Source organism: Polynucleobacter sp. 86C-FISCH, assembly GCF_018882415.1.
Taxonomy (GTDB): Bacteria; Pseudomonadota; Gammaproteobacteria; order Burkholderiales; family Burkholderiaceae; genus Polynucleobacter.
In genome coordinates this window covers 825,083-845,747 of the sequence record NZ_JACVOL010000001.1, presented here as the reverse complement: position 1 = coordinate 845,747, position 20,665 = coordinate 825,083, and the positions used below count along the sequence as shown (strand labels likewise).

The window sequence follows — 20,665 nt, the reverse complement described above, 5'->3', positions numbered from 1 at the left end:
CTTTTCAAAAATCTAAAACAATTTACAAATTTTTGCATTACTATTTCATCCATAACTTTATTTATTAGGGATCTGTCATGAAGATGAAGCGTATTGCTGTTTATTTAGTTGGCTTATTTACTGGGGCTGGTATTGCTGTGGGAGTTGTAAGCCATGCAACAGATAGCGCTATTCCGTATACATTTCAGGATGGGCAAGTTATTTCAGCTGACACTATGAACGACTTGTTTTCTCGATTACAAAATGTGGTGGTGGGCTTCAGTAGCGAGTCAGAGTTAAATGGGGCATGGACCTGTACTACCTATGATGCAGATTCAACTGCAGTGGGAACAATTTCCAATTCTGCTGTTGGTTCTGGGGCGCGAAGTTTTGTATTGGATAGCGCAACTGGCCTTTATAAGCTAGTTCAAACATGGACCTTCACAAATAGCGGCACCAGCCTTAACACTACAACTAATGCGAGGTTTGGCGGTACAAGCCAGAATCATACCGGCGGATGTTCTGGAACTACGAGCATAAATTACTCGGCCAAGGTTATTCAGTCAACCCTTTTGCTTACTGGCGTTGGTGGATGTACGGGCGGAAATGGTCAAGCTCTTCAGTTAATTAAAAATTCTCCTTATGAATTTCATACCGTGTCTGGTCAGACATTCATTTCTTGTATTGCTGTTAATCAACCGCCAAATATTCCAACAGGTTTAACAGCAACTGCAGGTAGTGGTGGAGTTGCTCTGAGTTGGAGGGATGTATCAAATGGATCGGCTACAGGATTCACTGTTCTAAAGAAAGTGAGTGGAGCTTACACAAGTATCGGAACTGTTAGCTCAGGCACAACATCATTCACAGACAGTTCTGGCGCAGTTGGAGCAATGTATCGGGTACAAGCCAATAATTCTTCTAATGGTTTGAACAGTATTCCATCTATGGCGGCAATGGCGCAATAAGATGAAGACACTTATTACTATCCTGGCGAGCGTTGCATTGCTTGCTGCTTGTGGAGGAGGTGGAGGCAGCAGTTCTAGCTCCAGTGGTGGCAATTCTGCCGCCGCCGCTTCCTGCAATCAAACCCCAACTCTCGGTTCAACGACATTCGGAAATGGTTGTTTCAAGTAGGCGTTTCGAAATTTGACATTGACCTAAAGTTGTGAACAAAATTCAGTAGATAAATCAGGGCTTTACGGAGCCCTGATTGCATTTTTGTGTTCAAATAACTCTTGTAAAAGAGGATATTTGTTGCAACTCATGTTTTCGTTGATAAGCCCAAGCCCAAGTTTGAAGTTAATCCCACTAATTTGTGTGGCGGTTCTCTCTGCGTGCGCGGTTGGCCCAGACTTTAAGCAACCTGAGGCGCCGAAGACCTCTTCATATACTGAAACCCCTCTTACTAAAAAACTCACACCTGCTCCTGGTGTACCTGGTGGTAGTGATCAAGAGTTTGTTGAGGGGGCTGATATTGAAGCGCAATGGTGGGAGCTTTATAAATCTCCTGAGCTTGATGCCCTTATTAAAAAAGCGCTTGAGCAAAATCCAAATTTGGGTGCAGCTGATGCGGCACTCCGCGCAGCCCAAGAAAACGTCAATGCACAAATTGGCGGACAGTACTTCCCGGCAATTGGTGTTGGTGCAAATGCTTTAAGACAGAAGCAGCCATCAGCTGTTTACGGTTTGAACTATGGCACCGATACTTATAACCTTTACAACACCTCAGTCAATGTGACCTATAAGTTAGATGTCTTTGGTGGCGCTCGTAGAGCGGTTGAGGGTGCGCGTGCACAAGCAGAAGTGGCGCAGTTTCAGTTAGAAGGCGCCTATCTTTCTTTAACAGCCAATGTGGTAACTAGTGCCGTGAGGGAAGCAGCTCTTCGCGCACAGATGCAGGCCACAGAAGAAATTTTGAAAGCTCAAACTAATCTTGCTGAAGTAACCGAGAAGCAATTAGTGATTGGTACGGTTTCAAAAGTTGACGTCACATCCCAGCGCACATTGGTTTCAAGCTCTCAAGTAGATCTGTTCAACTACGAAAGAAATCTAGCATTTGCACGCAACCAGTTGGCTGTGTTGGTGGGTGAGATTCCAAGCAATGCAAATATTGCTAAATTTGATTTGGCAAATTTAAAATTACCAGAGAAGTTACCTCTCTCTGTGCCCTCCAGTCTGGTGCGCCAGCGCCCTGATGTGCGTGCTGCAGAGGCACAACTAAAAGCACAGAACGCTTTTGTGGGTGTTGCAACAGCCAACCTATTGCCGCAATTTAATATCACCGGATCGATTGGCGCTGCAGCGCTGACATCAAGTAGTTTATTTGGGCCCAACTCATCTTTATGGACTCTCGGCGGCGGTATCTTGCAGCCGCTTTTCCAGGGTGGCCAGTTATTGGCGCAACGTCGAGGCGCAATTGCTAATTACGAGCAAGCTGCTTTTCAATACCAGGCAACTGTCTTAAATGCATTTCAAGAAGTGGCTAATGCACTGCGAGCTCTAGAGACTGGTGCTCAGGCGCTCAAGGCAGCATCAGACGCAGAGCGTTATGCCTATGAAACTTTAGATTTAGTACAGCAGCAATACAAGTTAGGCACAGCAAGTTATTTAGCAGTGCTCTATTACCAAAATCAGTATCAACAAGCAAAAGTGAAATCTGTTTCTGCACAAGCAACTCGTTTCTCAGATACAGCAGCATTATTTGCAGCGCTGGGTGGTGGCTGGTGGAATCGTGAAGGCCCCGCTTTTAAACCAAAAGACATAGCGAACAAAGATCAAAATGAAACTTCTGGAAAAAATTAAGAACAAGCTCATTGCTTTAGTTCTTGCCTTATGGGCATGGACAAAACACAAGGCAATTGAGTGGAAATTGCGCGAGAGAGCCATTGCTCTTTGGGAAAAAGCAAAGGCATTTTGGGCTCGCATGGGGCAAAAATGGCGCGGTACTAAAGCACATGAAAAATTAATGGCTATGGAGCCACTACCTCGCCGTATGACCATCATGCTTTGTGGCGTGTTTCTGTTGCTAGGTTTAATTTTTGCTTTTAATCAGTTAAAGACTTTTTTAATTAAGAATTTCATTGCTGGTATGGGCTTACCTCCAGCAACGGTATCCACCATGGTGATTGAGTCTGCTGAGTGGCAACCTAAATTAACGAGCGTGGGTAATGTGCGTGCATTTAGGGGCGTTGAGCTCAGCACTGAATTGGGCGGCCTTGTGCAAACGGTACCTATTAAGTCTGGGCAGGATGTCAAAGAGGGTGATTTACTGATTAAGTTAAATGACACTTCTGATGTCGCACAGTTAAATTCATTAAAGGCCATGGCAGATTTGGCCAAGGTGATTAATGAGCGCGATAGGCAGCAGTTGGCAATTCAGGCAATTAGCAAAAACGTATTTGATACGAGTGCTGCAGATGCTAAATCGAAGCAAGCTCAGGTTGAGCAGCAGACTGCATTAGTTGCCAAGAAGAATCTGAAAGCGCCATTTAGTGGGCGCATCGGTATTGTCGCTATCAATCCAGGTCAGTATGTGAACCCTGGAGATAAGTTGCTAACACTACAAACTTTGGATCCAATTTTTGTAGATTTCAATTTGCCGCAAAATAATGCTGAGCAAATTCAGGTTGGCCAAGAGGTGGTGGTGACAACTGATGCATTTAAAGATGCGAGCTTCACAGGCAAGATCACGGCCGTTAGTCCAAAAGTGGACACTAATACCCGCAATATTCAGGTTGAAGCTCAACTAGCCAATCCAGATAAGAAAATTCTGCCGGGCATGTTTGCTAACGTCAACATCAAGCTTGGCGATCAGGTGAAGTACTTAACGCTTCCTCAAACAGCAGTTACTTATAACCCTTATGGTTCGACAGTCTTTATTGCCAAACCAACTGGCAAGAAGGATAAGAAAGGCAATCCTGCTCTTGAGGCGCAACAAGTATTTGTCACAACTGGATTAACGCGTGGCGATCAAGTGGCTATTCTCAAAGGCGTTGATGAGGGAGCAACCGTTGTTACCAGTGGGCAGCTGAAGTTAAAGAATGGCACACCACTAATTATTAACAATAAGGTGCTGCCAGCGAACTCACCAGATCCAAAGCCACAGGAATAATTAGCAGATGAATTGGACTGATATATTCATCCGTAGGCCGGTGCTCTCCATGGTGGTGAGCGCGCTGGTATTGATATTTGGCTTGAAAGCAATTGGCTCTTTGCCAGTAAATCAATATCCGCAAACACAAAACGCGATTGTGACCATTACCACCGCTTACTATGGAGCGGATCCTGAGACTATCGCAGGCTTTATTACACAGCCGCTAGAAGCCTCAATAGCGCAGGCACAAGGTATTGATTACCTGTCTTCAGCCAGTGTGAGTGGTGTCTCCACCATTATTGCCACTTTAAAGTTGAATTACGATTCAAACGCAGCATTAACGCAAATACAAACACAAATTAGTGCGGTTAAGAATCAGCTGCCACCCCAAGCACAGCAGCCAATTTTGACAGTGCAGGTTGGTCAATCTACCGCTGCAATGTACATGGGTTTCTATAGCGATGAAATCCCCAATAATGCAATTACCGATTACTTATTGCGTGTTGTAAAGCCAAAGTTGGATTCTGTTGAGGGTGTTCAAAACGCAGAAATTACTGGCGGTCGTAAGTTCGCCTTACGTGCTTGGCTTGATCGTGAAAAGATGGCTGGCTTGGGTGTTGGCGCGGATGATGTCTATAGCGCCTTGTCAGCAAATAACTACTTATCAGCCGTGGGCAGCACTAAAGGCGATATGGTGGCAGTTGATTTAGTTGCTGGTACTGATTTACATACGCTCGACGAGTTTCGTAGACTGGTTATCAAAAAAGACGGCGTCAATATCGTTTATTTGGAGCAGGTGGCCACTGTTACATTGGGTTCTGAGGATTACAACACTAACGTAGCCTTTAGCGGAAAGCGCTCAGTCTTTATTGCGATTAAGGTAGCGCCACAAGCCAACCTATTGGATGTAGCACAACGAGTCCGAGATGTAGTTCCTGATATTCAGAAGCAACTGCCAATTGGTATGACTGGCAAGATTGTTTACGACTCAACCAAATTTATTACTAGCTCTATTGATGAAGTGGTCTCCACTTTGTTGGAGGCTTTGGTCATTGTGACCGTAGTGATTTACCTCTTCTTGGGTAGTGCACGTGCTGTTGCAGTGCCAGTCATTGCAATGCCTTTGTCTCTTATTGGTACATTCTTCTTAATGCAGGTGTTGGGTTATTCCATTAACTTGCTCACTCTCTTGGCCTTAGTGCTGGCAATTGGGCTTGTGGTTGATGACGCCATCATCGTGGTGGAAAACGTTGACCGTCATATGAAAGAAGGTAAGTCGCCCTTAGAGGCTTCATTAATTGCTGCGCGCGAATTAGGCGGCCCTATTTTGGCGATGACGGTCGTGCTGATTGCGGTGTACATCCCAATTGGCTTCCAGGGCGGCTTAACCGGCGCCTTGTTTACGGAATTTGCGTTTACTTTGGCTAGCGCAGTGGCGGTTTCGGGATTGATTGCGTTAACGCTATCGCCGATGATGTGCTCTCGTATTTTCACTGAAGAACAAGAGGCCTCATCATTTGTGCAAAAGATTGATCGCATCTTTGATAAGGTGCATCACAGCTATCAAAGCACTTTGCGTGAATTATTGAGCACTTGGCAAGTCATCATTGTGATGGGCGTCATTTTGCTAGGTGGTGTTGCCTATCTGTATGCAACTGCACGTGCTGAATTAGCGCCAACAGAAGACCAAGGCATTGTTTTGATGCAAGCGTCCGGACCGCCCAATAGTACGGTTAATCAAATGCAGACTTATGCGGATCAAATTTACGCAATTGCTGCTGAAGAACCAGAGTATGAGCAGGCCTTTCAGATCACAAGTCCAACTTCTAGCTTTGGCGGTATTTTGCTCAAGGACTGGGGTGAGCGTAAGCGCAATGCCACTAAGTTTCAAGAAGATATGCAACAGAAGTGGAATACGATTGCAGGCGCACGTGTAGCAGCTTTCCAGTTTCCAGCATTGCCTGGTGCGCAGGGCTTGCCAGTTCAGGTGGTGATCAACACTACAGAATCGTATGCACAGCTGAATGAAGTGTCGCAAGCGGTTCTAGATAAGGCGCGTCGAAGCGGTAACTTCTTCTTCGTCGATTCAGATTTAAAGATTGATAAACCGCAGGATGTCTTGGAAATTGATCGAGAAAAAGTGGCGGCTTTGGGGATGACTCAACAGCAAGTCGGCGCATCACTCTCCGCCGCTTTAGGTGGTGGCTTTGTGAATTACTTTTCGGTAGCCGGACGCTCTTATCGAGTAATTCCACAAGTGAAGCAAGTTGATCGCTTAAATCCAGATCAAATCTTGGATTACTACATCCGTACTCCAAGTGGCGCTATGGTTCAGGCGCGCACGATTGCAACCATTAAGCAAAGAGTAGTGCCTCAATCAATTAATCACTTCCAACAGTTGAACTCTGCAACGATTTCAGGCGTAAGCACACCATTTATCTCACAGGCGGATTTGCTAGAGTTCATGCGTCAGACTTTGAAAGAAGTTGCGCCTAATGGTTACAGCATGGACTACGCTGGCCCATCACGTCAATTTATGGCTGAGTCTGGTGGCTTCTTAGTCACCATGTTCTTTGCAATCTTGATTGTGTTCTTAGTGCTTGCGGCTCAGTTTGAAAGCTTCCGTGATCCGATTGTGATTTTGGTTTCTGTGCCGTTAGCTTTATTTGGTGCCTTGATCTTTATTAATCTAGGATTCACCACCTTAAACGTGTATACCCAGGTGGGCTTAGTCACACTGATGGGCTTGATTAGTAAGCACGGTATCTTGATTGTGGAATTTGCTAATGAATTACAAGAAGCTGGACGCAGTAAGCTTGATGCCATCGTAGAGGCTAGTAGTGTTCGATTGCGCCCTATTTTGATGACAACTGCTGCGATGGTCTTGGGTGTGTTGCCATTGGTGATCGCCTCAGGTGCTGGCGCTGCTGGTCGACAGTCTATGGGTATTGTGATCTTTACCGGCTTATCGATTGGCACATTGTTCACACTCTTTGTAGTGCCAGCAATGTATCTATTTATTGGTGCCGATCACCACGCTAAGAAATTTAAGCAGCAGTAAAAATACAGATCAAAAAAACTACTTAACGATATTGAGTTCTTTCTCAGCAATATCGTTAAGGCAAGTTTCTTCTTCGAGGCGTTTTAGCCATACATCAATATTCTTGAGATCTGCACGCTCTCCAGTTTGCTGTGGGAAGGTTTTGTTTAACAGAATCCAGCGGCTGACACAAAGGGCGAGAACGATATCGCCGATCTGAAATTGATTGCCTGAGCAGTAATTTTGTTTGGCTAGCACTTGATCGAGCATGCCTAGTAGTCGATTGGTTTCTTGGTAGCCCTTCAGAATAGCTTGGTGATTACGTTCAGCTTCTGGGGTTCTGGTTAGCCCCAAAAATGCAATACGTAGCGCTGGCCACATCGTACCCAATTGCCAATCCATCCATTTCTCGGATTCATATTGGGTTTTGATATCTGCAGTAAAGCGTCCAGCTTTGTCATGTTGACGTGCCAAGTAACGCATGATGGTATTGGACTCCCAGAGCACAACATCACCATCTTCGAGTGTTGGTACCAGACCATTTGGATTGAGTTTTAAAAACTCAGGCGTGTTGTTGACCCCAAAGTGCAGGCCAGCATCAATACGCTCAAAATCTTTGCCTTCTTTAAGACCCAACTCTGCAAGACACCACAATACTTTTTGTACGTTAATAGAACTTTTACGACCCCATAAACGCATCATGGTATTTCCTTGCGAAGGTAGCTGTTATTAGCTAGATTTGATTTCTGTGAAATCGAGACCAACAAATTTACTGCGCGCAAAGATGAGAGGCTCTCGTTCCGGATGATTTTTTAAGTTAATGACTTTGGCAACGATGATGTTGTGATCACCGCCAATATGAACGCAAACAGTTTCGCATTCGTAATAGGCTACGCAATGATCAATTTGAGTAAGCCCGCTAGCTGCTAGCTTATGGTCAATACCATTAAATTGATCCACTTTCACTGTAGCAAAATGCATTGCTAGGCTTTCCTGAGAGCGTTCCAGAACGTGAATCAGGTGCTTTTTGCCAAGCTCAACCCAAGGCATGAGGCGTGAATGTTTTTTCAGACTCCAGAGAATGAGTGGTGGCTCGAGCGAGACCGTATTAAATGAGCTAATGGTGATGCCGTGGGAATTATTTTCTTCATCCAGGCAGGTGATGACAGTGACCCCAGTTGCAAATGATGAAAAACCTTTGCGCAGCTCTTGTGAGGTAAATGGGGTCATTAGTCTTGTTTACTTTGCTTCAGTTTTTGCAGCAGCTGCAATGGTTGTGCCGGGAATAGGAATCAAGATTTCGTTTTCTTCAGCTTTTACGCACTTAAAGCGATACTCTTTACCCGCTTTAGATAAAAAGCTGGCGCCTTCATAGAAATCACTTCTACAGGTCTTGGTCGCGAAATCCATGACATCCTGTGGCGCTGCGCTAGAGCTAATGAGGCGCATGTTGCCCATCGACATGTTGACCTGGGTTGAATAGCACCCAGACAGCAACAAGCCAGAAATCGTAGTTAATAGTAGAATTTTTTTCATGGAAACCTCCATAATCAGCAATGCTCGTTAGGATAAACCTATTAAGCAATTGCTGCGGGGAAATACCTCGCTCTAAAAGGATGAGACATGTTTAAAGCAATATTGGTAAATAAAGACGATCAAGGCTATCGCGCAGAATTGGCCCAGGTAGATGAGGCTAGCCTCCCAGAAGGCGATGTTCGTGTAAAGGTGCTGTATTCCACGCTGAACTATAAGGATGGCCTAGCCATTACCGGCAAAGGTCCAGTAGTGCGTAGCTTTCCGATGGTGCCTGGGATTGATTTTGCGGGTGAGGTGATAGAAAGCACTAGCCCCGACTTTAAGGCTGGCGATATGGTGCTTCTCAATGGCTGGGGAGTGGGCGAAGGACATTGGGGCGGCCTGGGGCAGCAGGCTCGTGTGAAGGCTGATTGGTTGATTCCGTTACCAAAAGGATTTACCGCCAAACAGGCATTGGCAATTGGTACGGCTGGCTATACCGCGATGCTCTGTGTCATGGCACTACAAAAGCATGGACTTAAGCCAAGTGATGGTGAAGTGTTGGTAACAGGAGCTGCTGGAGGCGTCGGCAGCTTTGCAATTACGCTACTCAGTAAGTTGGGTTTCACTGTTGTAGCTAGTACTGGTCGCATGGCTGAAGCGGACTACCTTAAAAAATTAGGTGCAGCCGAAGTAATTGATCGTGCCGCTCTATCTGCACCCGGTAAGCCGCTGGCAAAAGAGCGTTGGGCTGCTGTTGTCGATAGCGTCGGTAGTCATACTTTGGCAAATGCTTGTGCACAAACCAAGAGTGATGGTGCCGTAGCAGCCTGTGGATTAGCGCAAGGCATGGATTTTCCATCTACTGTTGCGCCATTTATTTTGCGAGGCGTTACTCTTTACGGCATCAATAGCGTGACCGTGCCACGTGCAAAAAGAATTGCTGCCTATGAGCAACTAAGCAAGTTAGTAGATTTGAAAACTTTGGATGAAATCTCACATGAAATTTCGCTTGAAGAATCCATTAAATATGCGCAAGAATTAATGGCAGGCAATGTACGTGGACGCTTGATTGTCGACGTTAATAAATAAAGAAAGAAGTAGAGTTATATAAAGAAGTTTTACTGCGGTGCTTGGGGTTTGCGAATAGATAGTTGCGCCCAAACCTCAAGCTTCTCGGGATTGGTCATATCCGACCAATCGGCAATCTCATTCAGGGTACGATAGCAGCCACGACAGTAACCATTTTCAGGATTAATGTCACACCAATTAATGCAAGGCGATGGAACTGTTGTCAAAGCAAACCTAGAAGTAAAAGAAAAAAGAAATTACGTTAAATCATGAACACTCAAAACAAAGCAAGTGCTGAAGCTGAGATCCATTATCCATTAGGAGATGCACTTCCGGAAGTGGGTAGCAGTATTGAGGTCGCGCCAGGTGTTCGTTGGATTCGTATGCGCCTACCTTTTGCCTTAGACCATATCAATCTATGGCTACTGCGCGATGAAATCGACGGCGTTTCAGGCTGGACGATGGTGGATTGCGGTATTGCCAATGATGAGACAAAAGCCTCATGGGAGAAGGTCTTTGCTACCCAGCTTGAAGGCTTGCCAGTCTTGCGTGTCATCGTGACTCATATGCATCCCGATCATGTGGGCTTATCGCAATGGCTATGTGAAAAATGGAATGTGCCTTTGTGGATCTCCATGACCGATTACTTAACTGCTCAATGGTTAAGTTGCAAAGAGGGTGGCGCTGCAGTGGGCGCGCGTGCTGGTAGCGGAGGTTCTGCAGATCATTTCCAAAGACATGGATTAACGACACCAGAGGATTTAGAAAAAATTCGAGCGCGCTCTAATTACTACAGCAATATGGTTCCTGGAGTACCACGTCAATATCGTCGGATTATTGATGGTGAGAGTATTTTAATTGGCGAACATTCTTGGCAAGTCATGATGGGTTATGGGCACGCACCTGAACATGCTTCTCTGTTTTGCAAAGAGCTTGGTGTGCTCATCTCTGGAGATATGCTGTTACCTCGCATCTCCACCAACGTCAGTGTTTATGACGCCGATCCAGATGCCGATCCTCTGGGGCTGTATTTAGACTCTATTGAAAAATACTTAGCCTTGCCAGAAGATACTTTGGTGTTGCCTTCTCATGGAAAGCCATTTACAGGAATCAGACCGCGTATTGCGCAACTAAAAGCTCATCATGATGATCGCTTAGCTGATGCCTTAAGCGCATGTAAAAAACCGTCACATGCTCGAGAGATTGTGCCGGTCTTGTTTAAGCGTGAATTAGATATTCATCAGCTTACTTTTGCGATGGGTGAGGCTATTGCTCATCTGAATTACCTACTTCGTCGAGGTAAGTTGCGTCGCCAGCTTTGCGACGACGGCGTGTTGCGGTTTTCCGTGGTTTAGCGCTAGTCGTTTTTGTCTCTGACTCTTCTTTAGGGGCTGTTGCAGCAGCTCCTGCAGCAGATACGGCATCACCAAAGGATTTGAGCGCCATCATGGTGGCGTGCTGAACTTCTAAGCCTTGGATGGTCGACTTGAGGATATTGAGGTTCAAATTGAGCCAGTTTTCAACACTTTTAAGGTCCTTAATACGCTTTTCTAGCTCATCCACATCTAGGCCAGGGAAAGCGGCTCCAAAGCCGCCAGCGGCCTTAGACGCATCTGCTGTGAAGGGGAATTGCCCGGCCTGAGCTGCCGCACCTTGTCCCCACATGGTTTTAAACATATCTAGGCTTTGATTAAATTCTGGAATGGTTCCAAACATAGTGGGCTCCGGGGTAAATGAAAAGTGGCTTTTCCAATAGAATAAGGGATTCTAGAGATTAATCCCGGTTTAACAATGCAATCTAATGGTTTGTCCCAGCCTTATACCCGCGGTCAAAAGCTTCCTGAGCTTTTAAAGCAGCGCATCCTCATTTTGGATGGTGCTATGGGCACCATGATTCAGCAATACAAGTTAACTGAGGCTGATTACCGTGGCTTGCCAGGTAATACCCGTTTCGCCGATCATCCTGGCGACATTAAAGGTAATAACGAGTTGCTCGTACTGACTCAGCCAGAAATTATCAGCAAGATTCATGAGCAGTATTTAGATGCGGGCGCAGACATTATTGAGACCAACACTTTTGGTGCAACTTCAGTTGCGCAAGAGGACTACAAAATGGCTGGCCTGGCACGTGAGATGAATGAAGTCTCTGCCAGATTGGCGCGCGCTGCTTGTGAAAAATACAGCACCCCCGATAAGCCACGATTTGCTGCGGGCGCGATTGGGCCAACACCAAAGACTGCAAGTATTTCACCTGACGTGAATGATCCAGGCGCACGCAATGTGACTTTTGATGCTTTGCGCGCCTCCTACCGTGAACAGATTGAAGGTTTATTTGCTGGTGGCGTGGATTTATTTTTAGTCGAAACTATTTTCGATACGCTCAACGCTAAGGCTGCACTCTTTGCGCTTGATGAATTTTTTGAAGAGACTGGCGAGCGTTTGCCAGTGATGATTTCGGGTACGGTGACTGATGCGTCTGGACGTATTTTGTCAGGGCAAACCGTTGAAGCATTTTGGAACAGCTTGCGTCACATTAAGCCACTGACGTTTGGTTTGAACTGTGCGCTAGGTGCCGCCTTGATGCGTCCTTACATTGCAGAGTTAGCTCGTATATGTGATGCTGCGGTGTCTTGCTACCCCAATGCTGGCTTGCCTAACCCAATGAGCGACACTGGCTTTGATGAGACGCCTGAAATTACATCTAGCTTGGTTGATGGTTTTGCAAAAGATGGTTTAGTCAATTTGGTTGGGGGTTGTTGCGGCACTACACCTGATCACATTCGTGCCATTGCTAATGCAGTTGCGAAACGTAAGCCCCGTGCTTTCTATAAAGAGAATACGGAGACGGCAGCATGAGCAAAATTGAGAAAAAAGTAATGCCAGCAATGAAGCTTTCTGGTCTTGAGCCATTTAACGTTACAGCCGATGTTGGTTTTGTGAACATTGGTGAGCGTACCAATGTCACTGGTTCAAAAGCATTTTCTCGGATGATTTTGAATAACCAATTTGATGAAGCGCTCGTAGTAGCCCGTCAGCAGGTTGAGAATGGCGCCCAAGTTATTGACATCAATATGGATGAGGCGATGCTGGATTCTGAAGCGGCAATGACTCGCTTCTTAAACCTCATCGCATCTGAGCCTGATATTGCCCGCGTACCAATCATGATCGACTCCTCTAAGTGGAGTGTGATTGAAGCCGGTTTGAAGTGCATTCAAGGCAAGCCAATTGTGAATTCGATTTCCTTGAAAGAGGGCGAGGAGCCATTTAGAAAACAAGCGCGCTTAATTCGTCGTTATGGCGCCGCTTCAGTGGTGATGGCTTTTGATGAGGTAGGTCAAGCCGATACATTTAAGCGCAAGACTGAAATTTGTCAGCGTTGCTATGAGATCTTAGTAAATGAAATCGGCTTTCCAGCTGAAGACATTATTTTTGATCCAAATATTTTTGCAATTGCTACTGGTATTGAAGAGCATGACAACTATGCCGTTGACTTTATTAACGCTACCCGTTGGATTAAAGAAAATCTGCCTGGTGCCAAGGTAAGCGGTGGCGTTTCTAATGTGAGCTTCTCCTTCCGCGGTAATGACCGTGTGCGTGAGGCAATTCATACGGTGTTCCTGTACCACGCCATTCAGGCGGGTATGGATATGGGCATTGTGAATGCTGGTCAACTGGGCGTATACGCCGACCTGGATCCTGAGTTGCGTGAGCGCGTAGAAGATGTTGTTCTCAATCGCTTTAAAGAGAAAGATGGCAAAACTCCAACAGAGCGATTACTTGATATTGCCGATCAATTTAAAGGTGGTGGCGCAAAGCAAGTTGAAAACTTGGTGTGGCGCGAAGCCCCAGTTCGTGAGCGCTTAACGCACGCCTTAGTGCATGGCATTACGACATTTATTGAAGAAGATACAGAAGAACTGCGCGCAGAAATTATGGGCGCTGGTGGTAGGCCTATTGAAGTGATTGAAGGCCCACTCATGGATGGTATGAATGTCGTCGGTGACCTATTTGGTGCCGGCAAGATGTTCTTGCCACAAGTAGTGAAGAGTGCCCGCGTGATGAAGCAAGCCGTTGCTATTTTGATTCCGTATATCGAAGAAGAGAAGCGTCAACATATTGCGGCTGGTGGCGAAGCCAAAGCTAAAGGCAAGATTGTGATGGCGACTGTGAAGGGTGACGTACACGATATTGGTAAAAATATTGTGACCGTTGTCCTGCAATGTAATAACTTTGAAGTTGCCAATATGGGCGTGATGGTTCCTTGCGCTGAAATTCTGAAGCGCGCCAAGGAAGAGAATGCCGATATCGTTGGTTTATCTGGCTTGATTACCCCATCGCTCGAAGAGATGACTTATGTTGCACAAGAGATGCAGCGTGATGATTATTTCCGTGAGCGTCAAATTCCACTCATGATTGGTGGCGCTACGACTTCTCGCGTACATACTGCGGTGAAGATTGCTCCGCATTACGATGGTCCAGTGGTCTATGTGCCTGATGCATCCCGCTCGGTATCTGTGGCTTCTAGCTTGTTGTCCGATGAAAGCGCCAAGAAATTCATCCAAGATTTGCGTGATGACTATGTGCGTATTCGTGAGCAACATGCCAATAAGAAAGCTGCGCCAACAATTTCTCTAGAGGCAGCTCGCAAGAATCGCGAGATGATTGATTGGGCTTCATACACTCCAGAGAAGCCTAAATTTATCGGCCGCCGTGTATTTAAAAACTTTGCACTAAGCGACATTGCAAAATACATTGACTGGACACCGTTCTTTCAGACTTGGGACTTAGCAGGTAAGTTCCCCGCCATTCTCGATGACGAAGTTGTAGGAGTTGAGGCTCGCAAGGTGTTTGCTGATGCCCAGGCTTTGCTCGATAAACTCATTAAAGGTCAGTGGCTACAAGCTGATGCTGTAGTTGCCTTCTATCCTGCCAATACGGTTGGTGATGACATTGTTCTCTATAGCGATGAAGCACGCGAGCACCCATTGTTTGTTTGGCATAACTTACGTCAACAATCTGAACGTCCGGTTGTAGATGGCGTGCGTAGACCGAATCGTTGTTTGGCTGATTACGTTGCACCAAAAGATTCTGGTGTTGCGGATTACCTCGGTTGTTTTGCAGTCACAACTGGTCATGGTGTTGAAAAGAAAGTAGCCGAGTTTCAAGCAAAGCATGATGACTACAGCGCCATTATGTTGAAGGCCTTGGCAGATCGTCTCGCAGAAGCATTTGCTGAGTTAATGCACCATCGTGTACGCACTGATCTTTGGGGTTATGCAACCGATGAGATTTTGACTAACGATCAAATGATTAATGAAGAGTACCGCGGTATTCGTCCGGCACCTGGTTACCCAGCCTGTCCTGCCCATGAGGTCAAAGAAGATTTATTGCGAGTTATTGGTTCAGAAGATATTGGCATGACCCTGACTGAGTCTATGGCGATGAATCCTGCTTCTAGTGTGAGTGGTTTTTATCTAGCTCACCCAGATGCGCGCTACTTTAATGTGGGCAAACTTTCTGATGATCAGGTTGAGGATTTGGCAAAACGTCGTGGCCAGAGTGTTGAAGATACCCGCCGCCAGCTAGCAAGCTTGTTGGACTAAACGCCCCACATGACGGGTTCGTCTTTGGACCTTGCTTGCTTCATCAGTTCTAGAAATGGATAGGCTCGTTGCCCAAGGCGATCAGCCAGCTTAGGCTTCTCGGCACCATTTTCAGAGTCTTCATTCACTTTTGCTCGTTCCTCAAGATCTTTAAGAATGGCGGTTTCTAGCGCGGTGATCAGATCAGGGAGCTGCTCAACCGTCAGGATCCCGCGAGGATCCAGGGGGCGCCCCAAAATATCAAAAATTCGTTTGGTCAGATCCGCCAGCATGATGACGTCTGGACCAGCTTTTGAGCGAAATTGATAGATCATTTCGATAGCTTACCACCTGATAAACTCACTTATCTATGTTGTCTACTAATAAAAATCGCTTAATTGAAATGCTGAGTACTGCACTGGCAGGCTTGGCTCAGGAACGCGGCCTAGAGGCGCCTCCTACACCCCGTTTAGAGCGCCCTAAGGCCGTTGATCATGGTGATGTCGCATGCAATATCGCCCTCCAGCTCTCGAAGGCTTGGAAGCTCAATCCGCGTGAACTCGCTCAAGCCTTGGTTGAGCGTTTACAGCAACAGAATGGCTTTAATGAGCTGATTGCATCTTGCGAAATCGCTGGCCCGGGTTTTATTAATTTCCGTCTGAGCAATGCCGCTAAAACTGCCGTAGTGCAGGAGATACTCTCCTCCGGTACCCATTTTGGTGAGTCCCCCTTAGAAGGTGGGTCTGCTCCAAGCGCCATGATTGAGTTTGTCTCTGCCAATCCAACTGGTCCCTTGCATGTTGGCCACGGACGTCAAGCAGCCCTTGGTGACGCCTTAGCGAATTTATTGGCAACCCAGGGCATTAAAGTTCACCGGGAGTTTTATTACAACGATGCCGGTGTGCAGATTGCGAATTTAGCGCTATCAGTTCAGGCTCGTTTACAAGGTTTAAAGCCAGGTGATGCAAAGTGGCCCGAGCAAGCTTATAACGGCGAATATATTGCAGAGATTGCAACTGCTTTTAAAGCTTCACCAGAATATAAAGATGATATTGAAGCGATCCGTCAGTTTGCAGTTGCATATCTTCGCAATGAACAAGACATTGATTTAAAAACCTTCGGCGTTAAATTTGATTGTTACTACCTCGAATCTTCTTTGTACACCGATGGAAGTGTTGCTCAAATCGTTGGCGATCTACAAAACATAGGTAAGACCTATGAGGCTGAAGGCGCGCTGTGGTTAAAGACTACAGATGATGGTGATGATAAAGATCGTGTGATGCGTAAGTCAGACGGTAGCTTTACCTATTTTGTGCCAGATGTCGCGTACCACACCAGCAAGTGGAATCGTGGTTTTCAGAAGGTGATTAATGTGCAGGGTAGCGATCATCATGGAACGATTGCTCGTGTACGTTCAGGCTTGCAGGGTGTAGCGCAGAAGCGCGGTTGGGATATCCCTAAAACCTACCCAGATTATGTCTTGCATAAGATGGTGACTGTGATGCGTCATGGCGAAGAAGTCAAAATTTCTAAGCGTGCTGGCTCTTACGTAACAGTTAGAGATTTGGTTGAGTGGTCTGGTGGCGTCAATCCAGAGATGGCGCCTGAAGAAAGAGAATTGGCATTGCAGCGTGGTCGTGATGCTGTGCGATTTTTCTTGATCTCGCGTAAAGCGGATACCGAATTTGTTTTTGATATTGATTTAGCCTTGCAGCAAAATGATGAGAATCCAGTGTTCTATGTTCAGTATGCACATGCGCGCATCAGTTCAATCTTGCAGCAATGGGGCGGACAAACAGCGGATTTAGCTGGAGCAGATCTATCGCTATTGCAAAGCAAGGCATCGGATCATTTACTGCGTCGCTTGGCGGAGTATCCAGAAGTGCTGACAACTGCTGCGGAAGAATTAGCTCCTCATGCATTGGCTTTTTATCTACGTGATTTGGCAGGCGATTTCCATACTTTCTACAATGCCGATCGCGTATTGGTGGATGATCAGAATTTAAAGTTAGCACGTCTTGCGCTGTTGTCTGCAACACGTCAGGTGTTACAAAATGGCTTAAAAGTACTCGGAGTATCCGCGCCAGCAAAGATGTAATGGCGAGGTACGGGGTGTGGATGTAAGATGGGGAAATGATGAAAACACCGAATCAGAAAACTGGCTTCATAAAGCGCATTGATAGCAAAAACACCCAATATGGCGGCACCATCCTTGGCTTTATTTTGGGTTTGGGCGCCGGCCTTGGAATTGCGTTTGTCATTGCCTTTTATCTTTCTAAAAATACCCCTCAAGAAAGACCGGGCATGCGTGCCCCCAGCCTTCCATTAACTATCAAGCCTTCTCCTGCGCCTGCTGAAGGCGAGACAGCTACTCCTGCTGAGCCTGTAGATCTAAATAAGCCGCTTCAAGGTAAATCGCCTGCGCCCACATCAGCCGATCCGATTGGCGATTTGGTGAACGGCAAGAAATCTGCTGACAAGCCTGCCGACGTAGCTCCGGCAGCAAAATCAGACTCGATTTATTTCTTGCAAGTAGGCGCATTTAATAAGCGCGCAGATGCAGATGCGCAAAAAGCCAATTTAGCTATTCAGGGAATTCAGGCGCAGTTAAGTGAGGTAACGGCTGATGGTAATACTCTCTGGCGTGTTCGTGTAGGTCCATATAACAGCGTTGAAGACAGTAATCCTGTTCGCGATAAATTGAATGGCATGGGCATTAAACCAACCTTAATCAAATCCAGTAAATCATGATTTCATTTAGCAAAAGATTCATTACAGTATTTGCACTTCTTTCTTTGAGTGGCCTTGCTGCTGCTCAAGGACAAAAAATTGAAGAAGGTTTTGATTACCGCATATTGCCTATTGCTCAGCCGGTAGAGACCAAAGGGAAGGTGGAGGTCATCGAATTCTTTTGGTATGGTTGTCCACATTGTTACGACTTTGAGCCTGAGCTAAGCAGCTGGGTAAAGCGTCAGCCTAAGGATGTTGTTTTCAAAAGAGTTCCCGTAGCTTTCCGTGATGACTTCATGCCGCACAGCCAATTGTTTTATGCCCTTGAGGCGATGGGCAAAGGTGATGCTCTCAATGAAAAAGTCATGTACGCAATGCATAAAGAAAATAAGCGTCTTTTAACTGAGCCAGAGATTGCTGATTGGGTTGCATCCCAGGGAATAGACCGTAATACGTTCTTAGCTACTTACCGTTCATTTGCGGTGATTTCTAAAGCGCGTGCTGCAAAGCAAATGGCAGAAGCCTATCGAATTGATGGCGTACCTACTATTGTGATGCAGGGCAAGTATGTGACATCACCATCCATTGCCGGCACTAAAGCTAAGGCAATCTTGGTTATGGATTACTTGGAAGAAAAAATTCGTAAGAATAAGTACAAGCAATAACTTTGAGAAAGTAATGCTCTGGCGTTGCTTAGATTTTTACGAAGCGACGCACAATCCAAAAGTAGATTGGATACGGCAAGATTCTGAGAAACTTTAAAAATCTTGAGAATCGTTTTGGGAAGTGAATGTCAAATTCCCCTTTATGAATGCCATCCAAAATTTCTTTTGCTGCCTCTTCGGCGCTAATTAAAGCTGGCATTTCAAAGTCATTTTGTGCTGTTGCTTCTGTAGCAACGAAGCCTGGTGAAATCATATGTACGCTGACACCCGTAGGCAGTAAGTCGTAATATAAATTCTCGCAAAAATTGATGATCGCAGCTTTACTAGGACCATAGGCTAATGCTTTTGGCAGGCCGCTGTATCCTGCCACGCTGCCAACGATGGCAATGTGCCCTGAGTGGGCTTTTAGCATGTCGGGGGCGACCAATGCAACGGCCCTCATTGGTCCTAAAAGGTTGGCATCAATTGTCTTCTCAGCAATCTGGATATCAAAGTTATCTGCACGAAGGGGTACATACATGCCAGATACGAAAAGTAGAAGATCAACGCCACCCCAGGCATTGAGGATAGCTTTATATCCTTCCTGTAGCTGTTCATCATTCGTAACATCTAGTTGAATAACGAGCGTTTGATTTGCATCCCCATTGAGAGCAATTTGATTTAAGCGCTCTACTCTGCGGCTGGAGAGTGCAACCTTGGCACCTTGAAGTAGCAAAGCCTTCGCACAGGCTTCGCCGATACCGCTGGATGCGCCAATGACCCAGACCCTTTTTCCTGAGAAATGATCTATGCCGGATTGTTTCATGCGTTTAGCGCATCGGTGGATGCTGTTGATGGTTGGTGGCTAAGGGTAAATTGCACTACATCAATGTTGCGCTCTGTAAAGCCAGCTGCACAGTACATTAAGTAGAAGTTCCAGAGACGAATAAAGGCTTCGTCAAATCCCAGTTGGCGCACTTCCTGAAGTTTGTGATTAAAACTGTCTCTCCATAAGCAAAGTGTTTTTGCATAGTCAGAGCCAAAAGCAAATTCTTGCTCGATTCGTAAGCCGGCCTTTGCAGCGCTCGCCTTAAAGCTTTCCCGAGATGGCAACATTCCACCTGGAAAGACATATTGCTGAATGAAATCAGTATTGCGTCGATACCGCTCAAAAAGATCTTCAGCAATAACGATAGTTTGAATACAAGCTTTGCCACCAGCCTTTAAGCATTGGGCAATAGTTTCAAAGTATTCTGGCCAATGCTTTTCACCGACTGCTTCAAACATTTCTACTGAAGCAATACCATCAAATTTTTCTTGGCAATCCCGATAGTCTTGTAGTCGCACCTCAAATGAAGGTGCGCTTGCCATTTCATTTTGTACTGCTAGAAGACGATTTTCAGCAAAAGCTTTTTGTTCTGTAGATAAGGTGAGGCCAGTAATTGCCCTGTTAGTGCGCAGTGATTCTTCCATCACCCCACCCCAGCCACAACCAATCTCTAAGACATGATCTCCGGGTTTAGTTTGAAGGGATTCCAGAATGCGTCTAATTTTTGCGCGTTGAGCATCGGCCAATCCTTGCTTGTCTCCCTCGGAGAACCAGGCGCTGGAGTAGCTCATTGTTGGGTCGAGCCATAGGGTATAGAAGGCATTACCTAGATCATAGTGAGCATGAATGTTTTTACGACTACCTGTTTTGCTGTTATCCCTTAACCAATGCTTAAGGCGGTAGAAAATAGATCCATACCAATTGCCATAGATAGCTTTTTCTAATATTGTTCGATTGCGAATGGCTAGCTCAAGTAATGCCTTGAGATCAGGAGTATTCCATTTGCCCTGAATATAGCTCTCTGCAAAACCAATGTCTCCATGGGACATGATTTCTTTAAATACCGACCATTCCTGAATATGAATTTCAGCATGCAGTTGATCGTTGCGATTGCCAAATTCTTTTTTGTCCCCATCCGGTAGGATCAACTTCAAGTAGCCGCTACTAAGTTGGGTCAAGAGC

Annotated in this window: 19 protein-coding genes; 11 read left to right on the top strand and 8 right to left on the bottom strand. The window is 45.9% G+C overall.

Annotated features, from left to right (window positions below; translation table 11 throughout):
* Nucleotides 1–77: 77 nt before the first annotated feature.
* The 4 genes from ICN10_RS04130 to ICN10_RS04115 all read left to right on the top strand — a co-directional run bounded on the left by ICN10_RS04130 (nt 78) and on the right by ICN10_RS04115 (nt 7,133).
* Nucleotides 78–944: a hypothetical protein gene (locus tag ICN10_RS04130; RefSeq protein ID WP_216212985.1), complete on the top strand. Its 867-nt coding sequence runs from the start codon at nt 78–80 to the stop codon at nt 942–944.
* A gap of 352 nt (nt 945–1,296) precedes the next feature.
* Nucleotides 1,297–2,781 carry an efflux transporter outer membrane subunit gene (locus ICN10_RS04125; RefSeq protein ID WP_370626191.1) on the top strand — a complete coding sequence of 495 codons (1,485 nt, stop codon included), beginning with the start codon at nt 1,297–1,299 and terminating at the stop codon, nt 2,779–2,781.
* Nucleotides 2,759–4,090, top strand: coding sequence for an efflux RND transporter periplasmic adaptor subunit (locus ICN10_RS04120; RefSeq protein WP_255536801.1), 1,332 nt, complete (start codon nt 2,759–2,761; stop codon nt 4,088–4,090). The genes ICN10_RS04125 and ICN10_RS04120 overlap by 23 nt, the downstream gene beginning before the upstream one ends.
* Before the next feature lie 7 nt (nt 4,091–4,097).
* Nucleotides 4,098–7,133: an efflux RND transporter permease subunit gene (locus ICN10_RS04115; RefSeq protein ID WP_216212980.1), complete on the top strand. Its 3,036-nt coding sequence runs from the start codon at nt 4,098–4,100 to the stop codon at nt 7,131–7,133.
* Between the two features lie 18 nt (nt 7,134–7,151).
* Here ICN10_RS04115 and ICN10_RS04110 read toward each other — a convergent pair whose 3' ends face one another.
* From ICN10_RS04110 to ICN10_RS04100, 3 genes are read right to left on the bottom strand one after another with little or no spacing between them, the layout of a single operon-like run.
* Nucleotides 7,152–7,814, bottom strand: coding sequence for a glutathione S-transferase family protein (locus tag ICN10_RS04110; protein WP_216212977.1), 663 nt, complete (start codon nt 7,812–7,814; stop codon nt 7,152–7,154).
* Between the two features lie 27 nt (nt 7,815–7,841).
* Nucleotides 7,842–8,342, bottom strand: coding sequence for a flavin reductase family protein (locus tag ICN10_RS04105; protein ID WP_216212974.1), 501 nt, complete (start codon nt 8,340–8,342; stop codon nt 7,842–7,844).
* A gap of 9 nt (nt 8,343–8,351) precedes the next feature.
* Nucleotides 8,352–8,648, bottom strand: coding sequence for a hypothetical protein (locus ICN10_RS04100; RefSeq protein WP_216212971.1), 297 nt, complete (start codon nt 8,646–8,648; stop codon nt 8,352–8,354).
* A gap of 87 nt (nt 8,649–8,735) precedes the next feature.
* Between ICN10_RS04100 and ICN10_RS04095 the strand changes: the two genes are divergently transcribed.
* A complete protein-coding gene (locus ICN10_RS04095; RefSeq protein WP_216212968.1) occupies nt 8,736–9,719 on the top strand; it encodes an MDR family oxidoreductase in 984 nt (327 codons plus the stop codon).
* 29 nt (nt 9,720–9,748) lie between these two features.
* On the opposite strand, the gene ICN10_RS04090 is transcribed toward ICN10_RS04095, so the two are convergent.
* Nucleotides 9,749–9,925 carry a DUF1289 domain-containing protein gene (locus ICN10_RS04090; RefSeq protein WP_082786336.1) on the bottom strand — a complete coding sequence of 59 codons (177 nt, stop codon included), beginning with the start codon at nt 9,923–9,925 and terminating at the stop codon, nt 9,749–9,751.
* Between the two features lie 42 nt (nt 9,926–9,967).
* On the opposite strand from ICN10_RS04090, the gene ICN10_RS04085 reads away from it, so the two are divergent.
* Nucleotides 9,968–11,053 carry an MBL fold metallo-hydrolase gene (locus ICN10_RS04085; protein WP_216212965.1) on the top strand — a complete coding sequence of 362 codons (1,086 nt, stop codon included), beginning with the start codon at nt 9,968–9,970 and terminating at the stop codon, nt 11,051–11,053.
* Here ICN10_RS04085 and ICN10_RS04080 read toward each other — a convergent pair.
* Nucleotides 10,965–11,414, bottom strand: coding sequence for a PhaM family polyhydroxyalkanoate granule multifunctional regulatory protein (locus ICN10_RS04080; protein WP_216212962.1), 450 nt, complete (start codon nt 11,412–11,414; stop codon nt 10,965–10,967). The two genes, ICN10_RS04085 and ICN10_RS04080, sit on opposite strands and share 89 nt — an antisense overlap.
* 75 nt (nt 11,415–11,489) lie before the next feature.
* Between ICN10_RS04080 and ICN10_RS04075 the strand changes: the two genes are divergently transcribed.
* The gene (locus tag ICN10_RS04075) at nt 11,490–12,554 is read left to right on the top strand and encodes a homocysteine S-methyltransferase family protein (RefSeq protein ID WP_216212958.1); all 1,065 of its coding nucleotides are present in this window, start codon (nt 11,490–11,492) and stop codon (nt 12,552–12,554) included.
* The gene (metH, locus tag ICN10_RS04070) at nt 12,551–15,301 is read left to right on the top strand and encodes a methionine synthase (RefSeq protein WP_216212953.1); all 2,751 of its coding nucleotides are present in this window, start codon (nt 12,551–12,553) and stop codon (nt 15,299–15,301) included. The genes ICN10_RS04075 and metH overlap by 4 nt, the downstream gene beginning before the upstream one ends.
* Here metH and ICN10_RS04065 read toward each other — a convergent pair.
* On the bottom strand, nt 15,298–15,615 hold the full coding sequence (locus ICN10_RS04065; protein WP_216212950.1) for a DUF1840 domain-containing protein: 318 nt from the start codon (nt 15,613–15,615) through the stop codon (nt 15,298–15,300). The genes metH and ICN10_RS04065 overlap by 4 nt on opposite strands.
* Before the next feature lie 35 nt (nt 15,616–15,650).
* On the opposite strand from ICN10_RS04065, the gene argS reads away from it, so the two are divergent.
* Genes argS through ICN10_RS04050 form a run of 3 tightly spaced genes read left to right on the top strand, consistent with a single transcriptional unit; the run spans nt 15,651 to nt 18,675 of the window.
* The gene (argS, locus tag ICN10_RS04060) at nt 15,651–17,378 is read left to right on the top strand and encodes an arginine--tRNA ligase (protein WP_216212947.1); all 1,728 of its coding nucleotides are present in this window, start codon (nt 15,651–15,653) and stop codon (nt 17,376–17,378) included.
* A 35-nt stretch (nt 17,379–17,413) separates the two neighbouring features.
* Nucleotides 17,414–18,031, top strand: a complete 618-nt coding sequence (locus ICN10_RS04055) for an SPOR domain-containing protein (protein ID WP_216212944.1) — start codon at nt 17,414–17,416, stop codon at nt 18,029–18,031.
* On the top strand, nt 18,028–18,675 hold the full coding sequence (locus ICN10_RS04050; protein WP_216212941.1) for a thiol:disulfide interchange protein DsbA/DsbL: 648 nt from the start codon (nt 18,028–18,030) through the stop codon (nt 18,673–18,675). Before ICN10_RS04055 ends, ICN10_RS04050 begins: the two co-directional genes overlap by 4 nt.
* Nucleotides 18,676–18,703: 28 nt before the next feature.
* Here the strand turns inward: ICN10_RS04050 and ICN10_RS04045 are convergent, their stop codons facing one another.
* Both ICN10_RS04045 and ICN10_RS04040 read right to left on the bottom strand, forming a co-directional pair.
* On the bottom strand, nt 18,704–19,480 hold the full coding sequence (locus ICN10_RS04045; protein WP_216212938.1) for an SDR family oxidoreductase: 777 nt from the start codon (nt 19,478–19,480) through the stop codon (nt 18,704–18,706).
* Nucleotides 19,477–20,661, bottom strand: a complete 1,185-nt coding sequence (locus tag ICN10_RS04040; RefSeq protein ID WP_255536800.1) for a cyclopropane-fatty-acyl-phospholipid synthase family protein — start codon at nt 20,659–20,661, stop codon at nt 19,477–19,479. Before ICN10_RS04040 ends, ICN10_RS04045 begins: the two co-directional genes overlap by 4 nt.
* Nucleotides 20,662–20,665 lie beyond the last annotated feature (4 nt).

Coding starts and splice junctions, on each gene's coding strand:
- ICN10_RS04130 (WP_216212985.1), top strand. CDS start 78: ATGAAGATGAAGCGTATTGCTGTTTATTTAGTTGGCTTATTTACTGGG.
- ICN10_RS04120 (WP_255536801.1), top strand. CDS start 2,759: ATGAAACTTCTGGAAAAAATTAAGAACAAGCTCATTGCTTTAGTTCTT.
- ICN10_RS04115 (WP_216212980.1), top strand. CDS start 4,098: ATGAATTGGACTGATATATTCATCCGTAGGCCGGTGCTCTCCATGGTG.
- ICN10_RS04110 (WP_216212977.1), bottom strand. CDS start 7,814: ATGATGCGTTTATGGGGTCGTAAAAGTTCTATTAACGTACAAAAAGTA.
- ICN10_RS04105 (WP_216212974.1), bottom strand. CDS start 8,342: ATGACCCCATTTACCTCACAAGAGCTGCGCAAAGGTTTTTCATCATTT.
- ICN10_RS04100 (WP_216212971.1), bottom strand. CDS start 8,648: ATGAAAAAAATTCTACTATTAACTACGATTTCTGGCTTGTTGCTGTCT.
- ICN10_RS04095 (WP_216212968.1), top strand. CDS start 8,736: ATGTTTAAAGCAATATTGGTAAATAAAGACGATCAAGGCTATCGCGCA.
- ICN10_RS04085 (WP_216212965.1), top strand. CDS start 9,968: ATGAACACTCAAAACAAAGCAAGTGCTGAAGCTGAGATCCATTATCCA.
- ICN10_RS04080 (WP_216212962.1), bottom strand. CDS start 11,414: ATGTTTGGAACCATTCCAGAATTTAATCAAAGCCTAGATATGTTTAAA.
- ICN10_RS04075 (WP_216212958.1), top strand. CDS start 11,490: ATGCAATCTAATGGTTTGTCCCAGCCTTATACCCGCGGTCAAAAGCTT.
- metH (WP_216212953.1), top strand. CDS start 12,551: ATGAGCAAAATTGAGAAAAAAGTAATGCCAGCAATGAAGCTTTCTGGT.
- ICN10_RS04065 (WP_216212950.1), bottom strand. CDS start 15,615: ATGATCTATCAATTTCGCTCAAAAGCTGGTCCAGACGTCATCATGCTG.
- argS (WP_216212947.1), top strand. CDS start 15,651: ATGTTGTCTACTAATAAAAATCGCTTAATTGAAATGCTGAGTACTGCA.
- ICN10_RS04055 (WP_216212944.1), top strand. CDS start 17,414: ATGATGAAAACACCGAATCAGAAAACTGGCTTCATAAAGCGCATTGAT.
- ICN10_RS04050 (WP_216212941.1), top strand. CDS start 18,028: ATGATTTCATTTAGCAAAAGATTCATTACAGTATTTGCACTTCTTTCT.
- ICN10_RS04045 (WP_216212938.1), bottom strand. CDS start 19,480: ATGAAACAATCCGGCATAGATCATTTCTCAGGAAAAAGGGTCTGGGTC.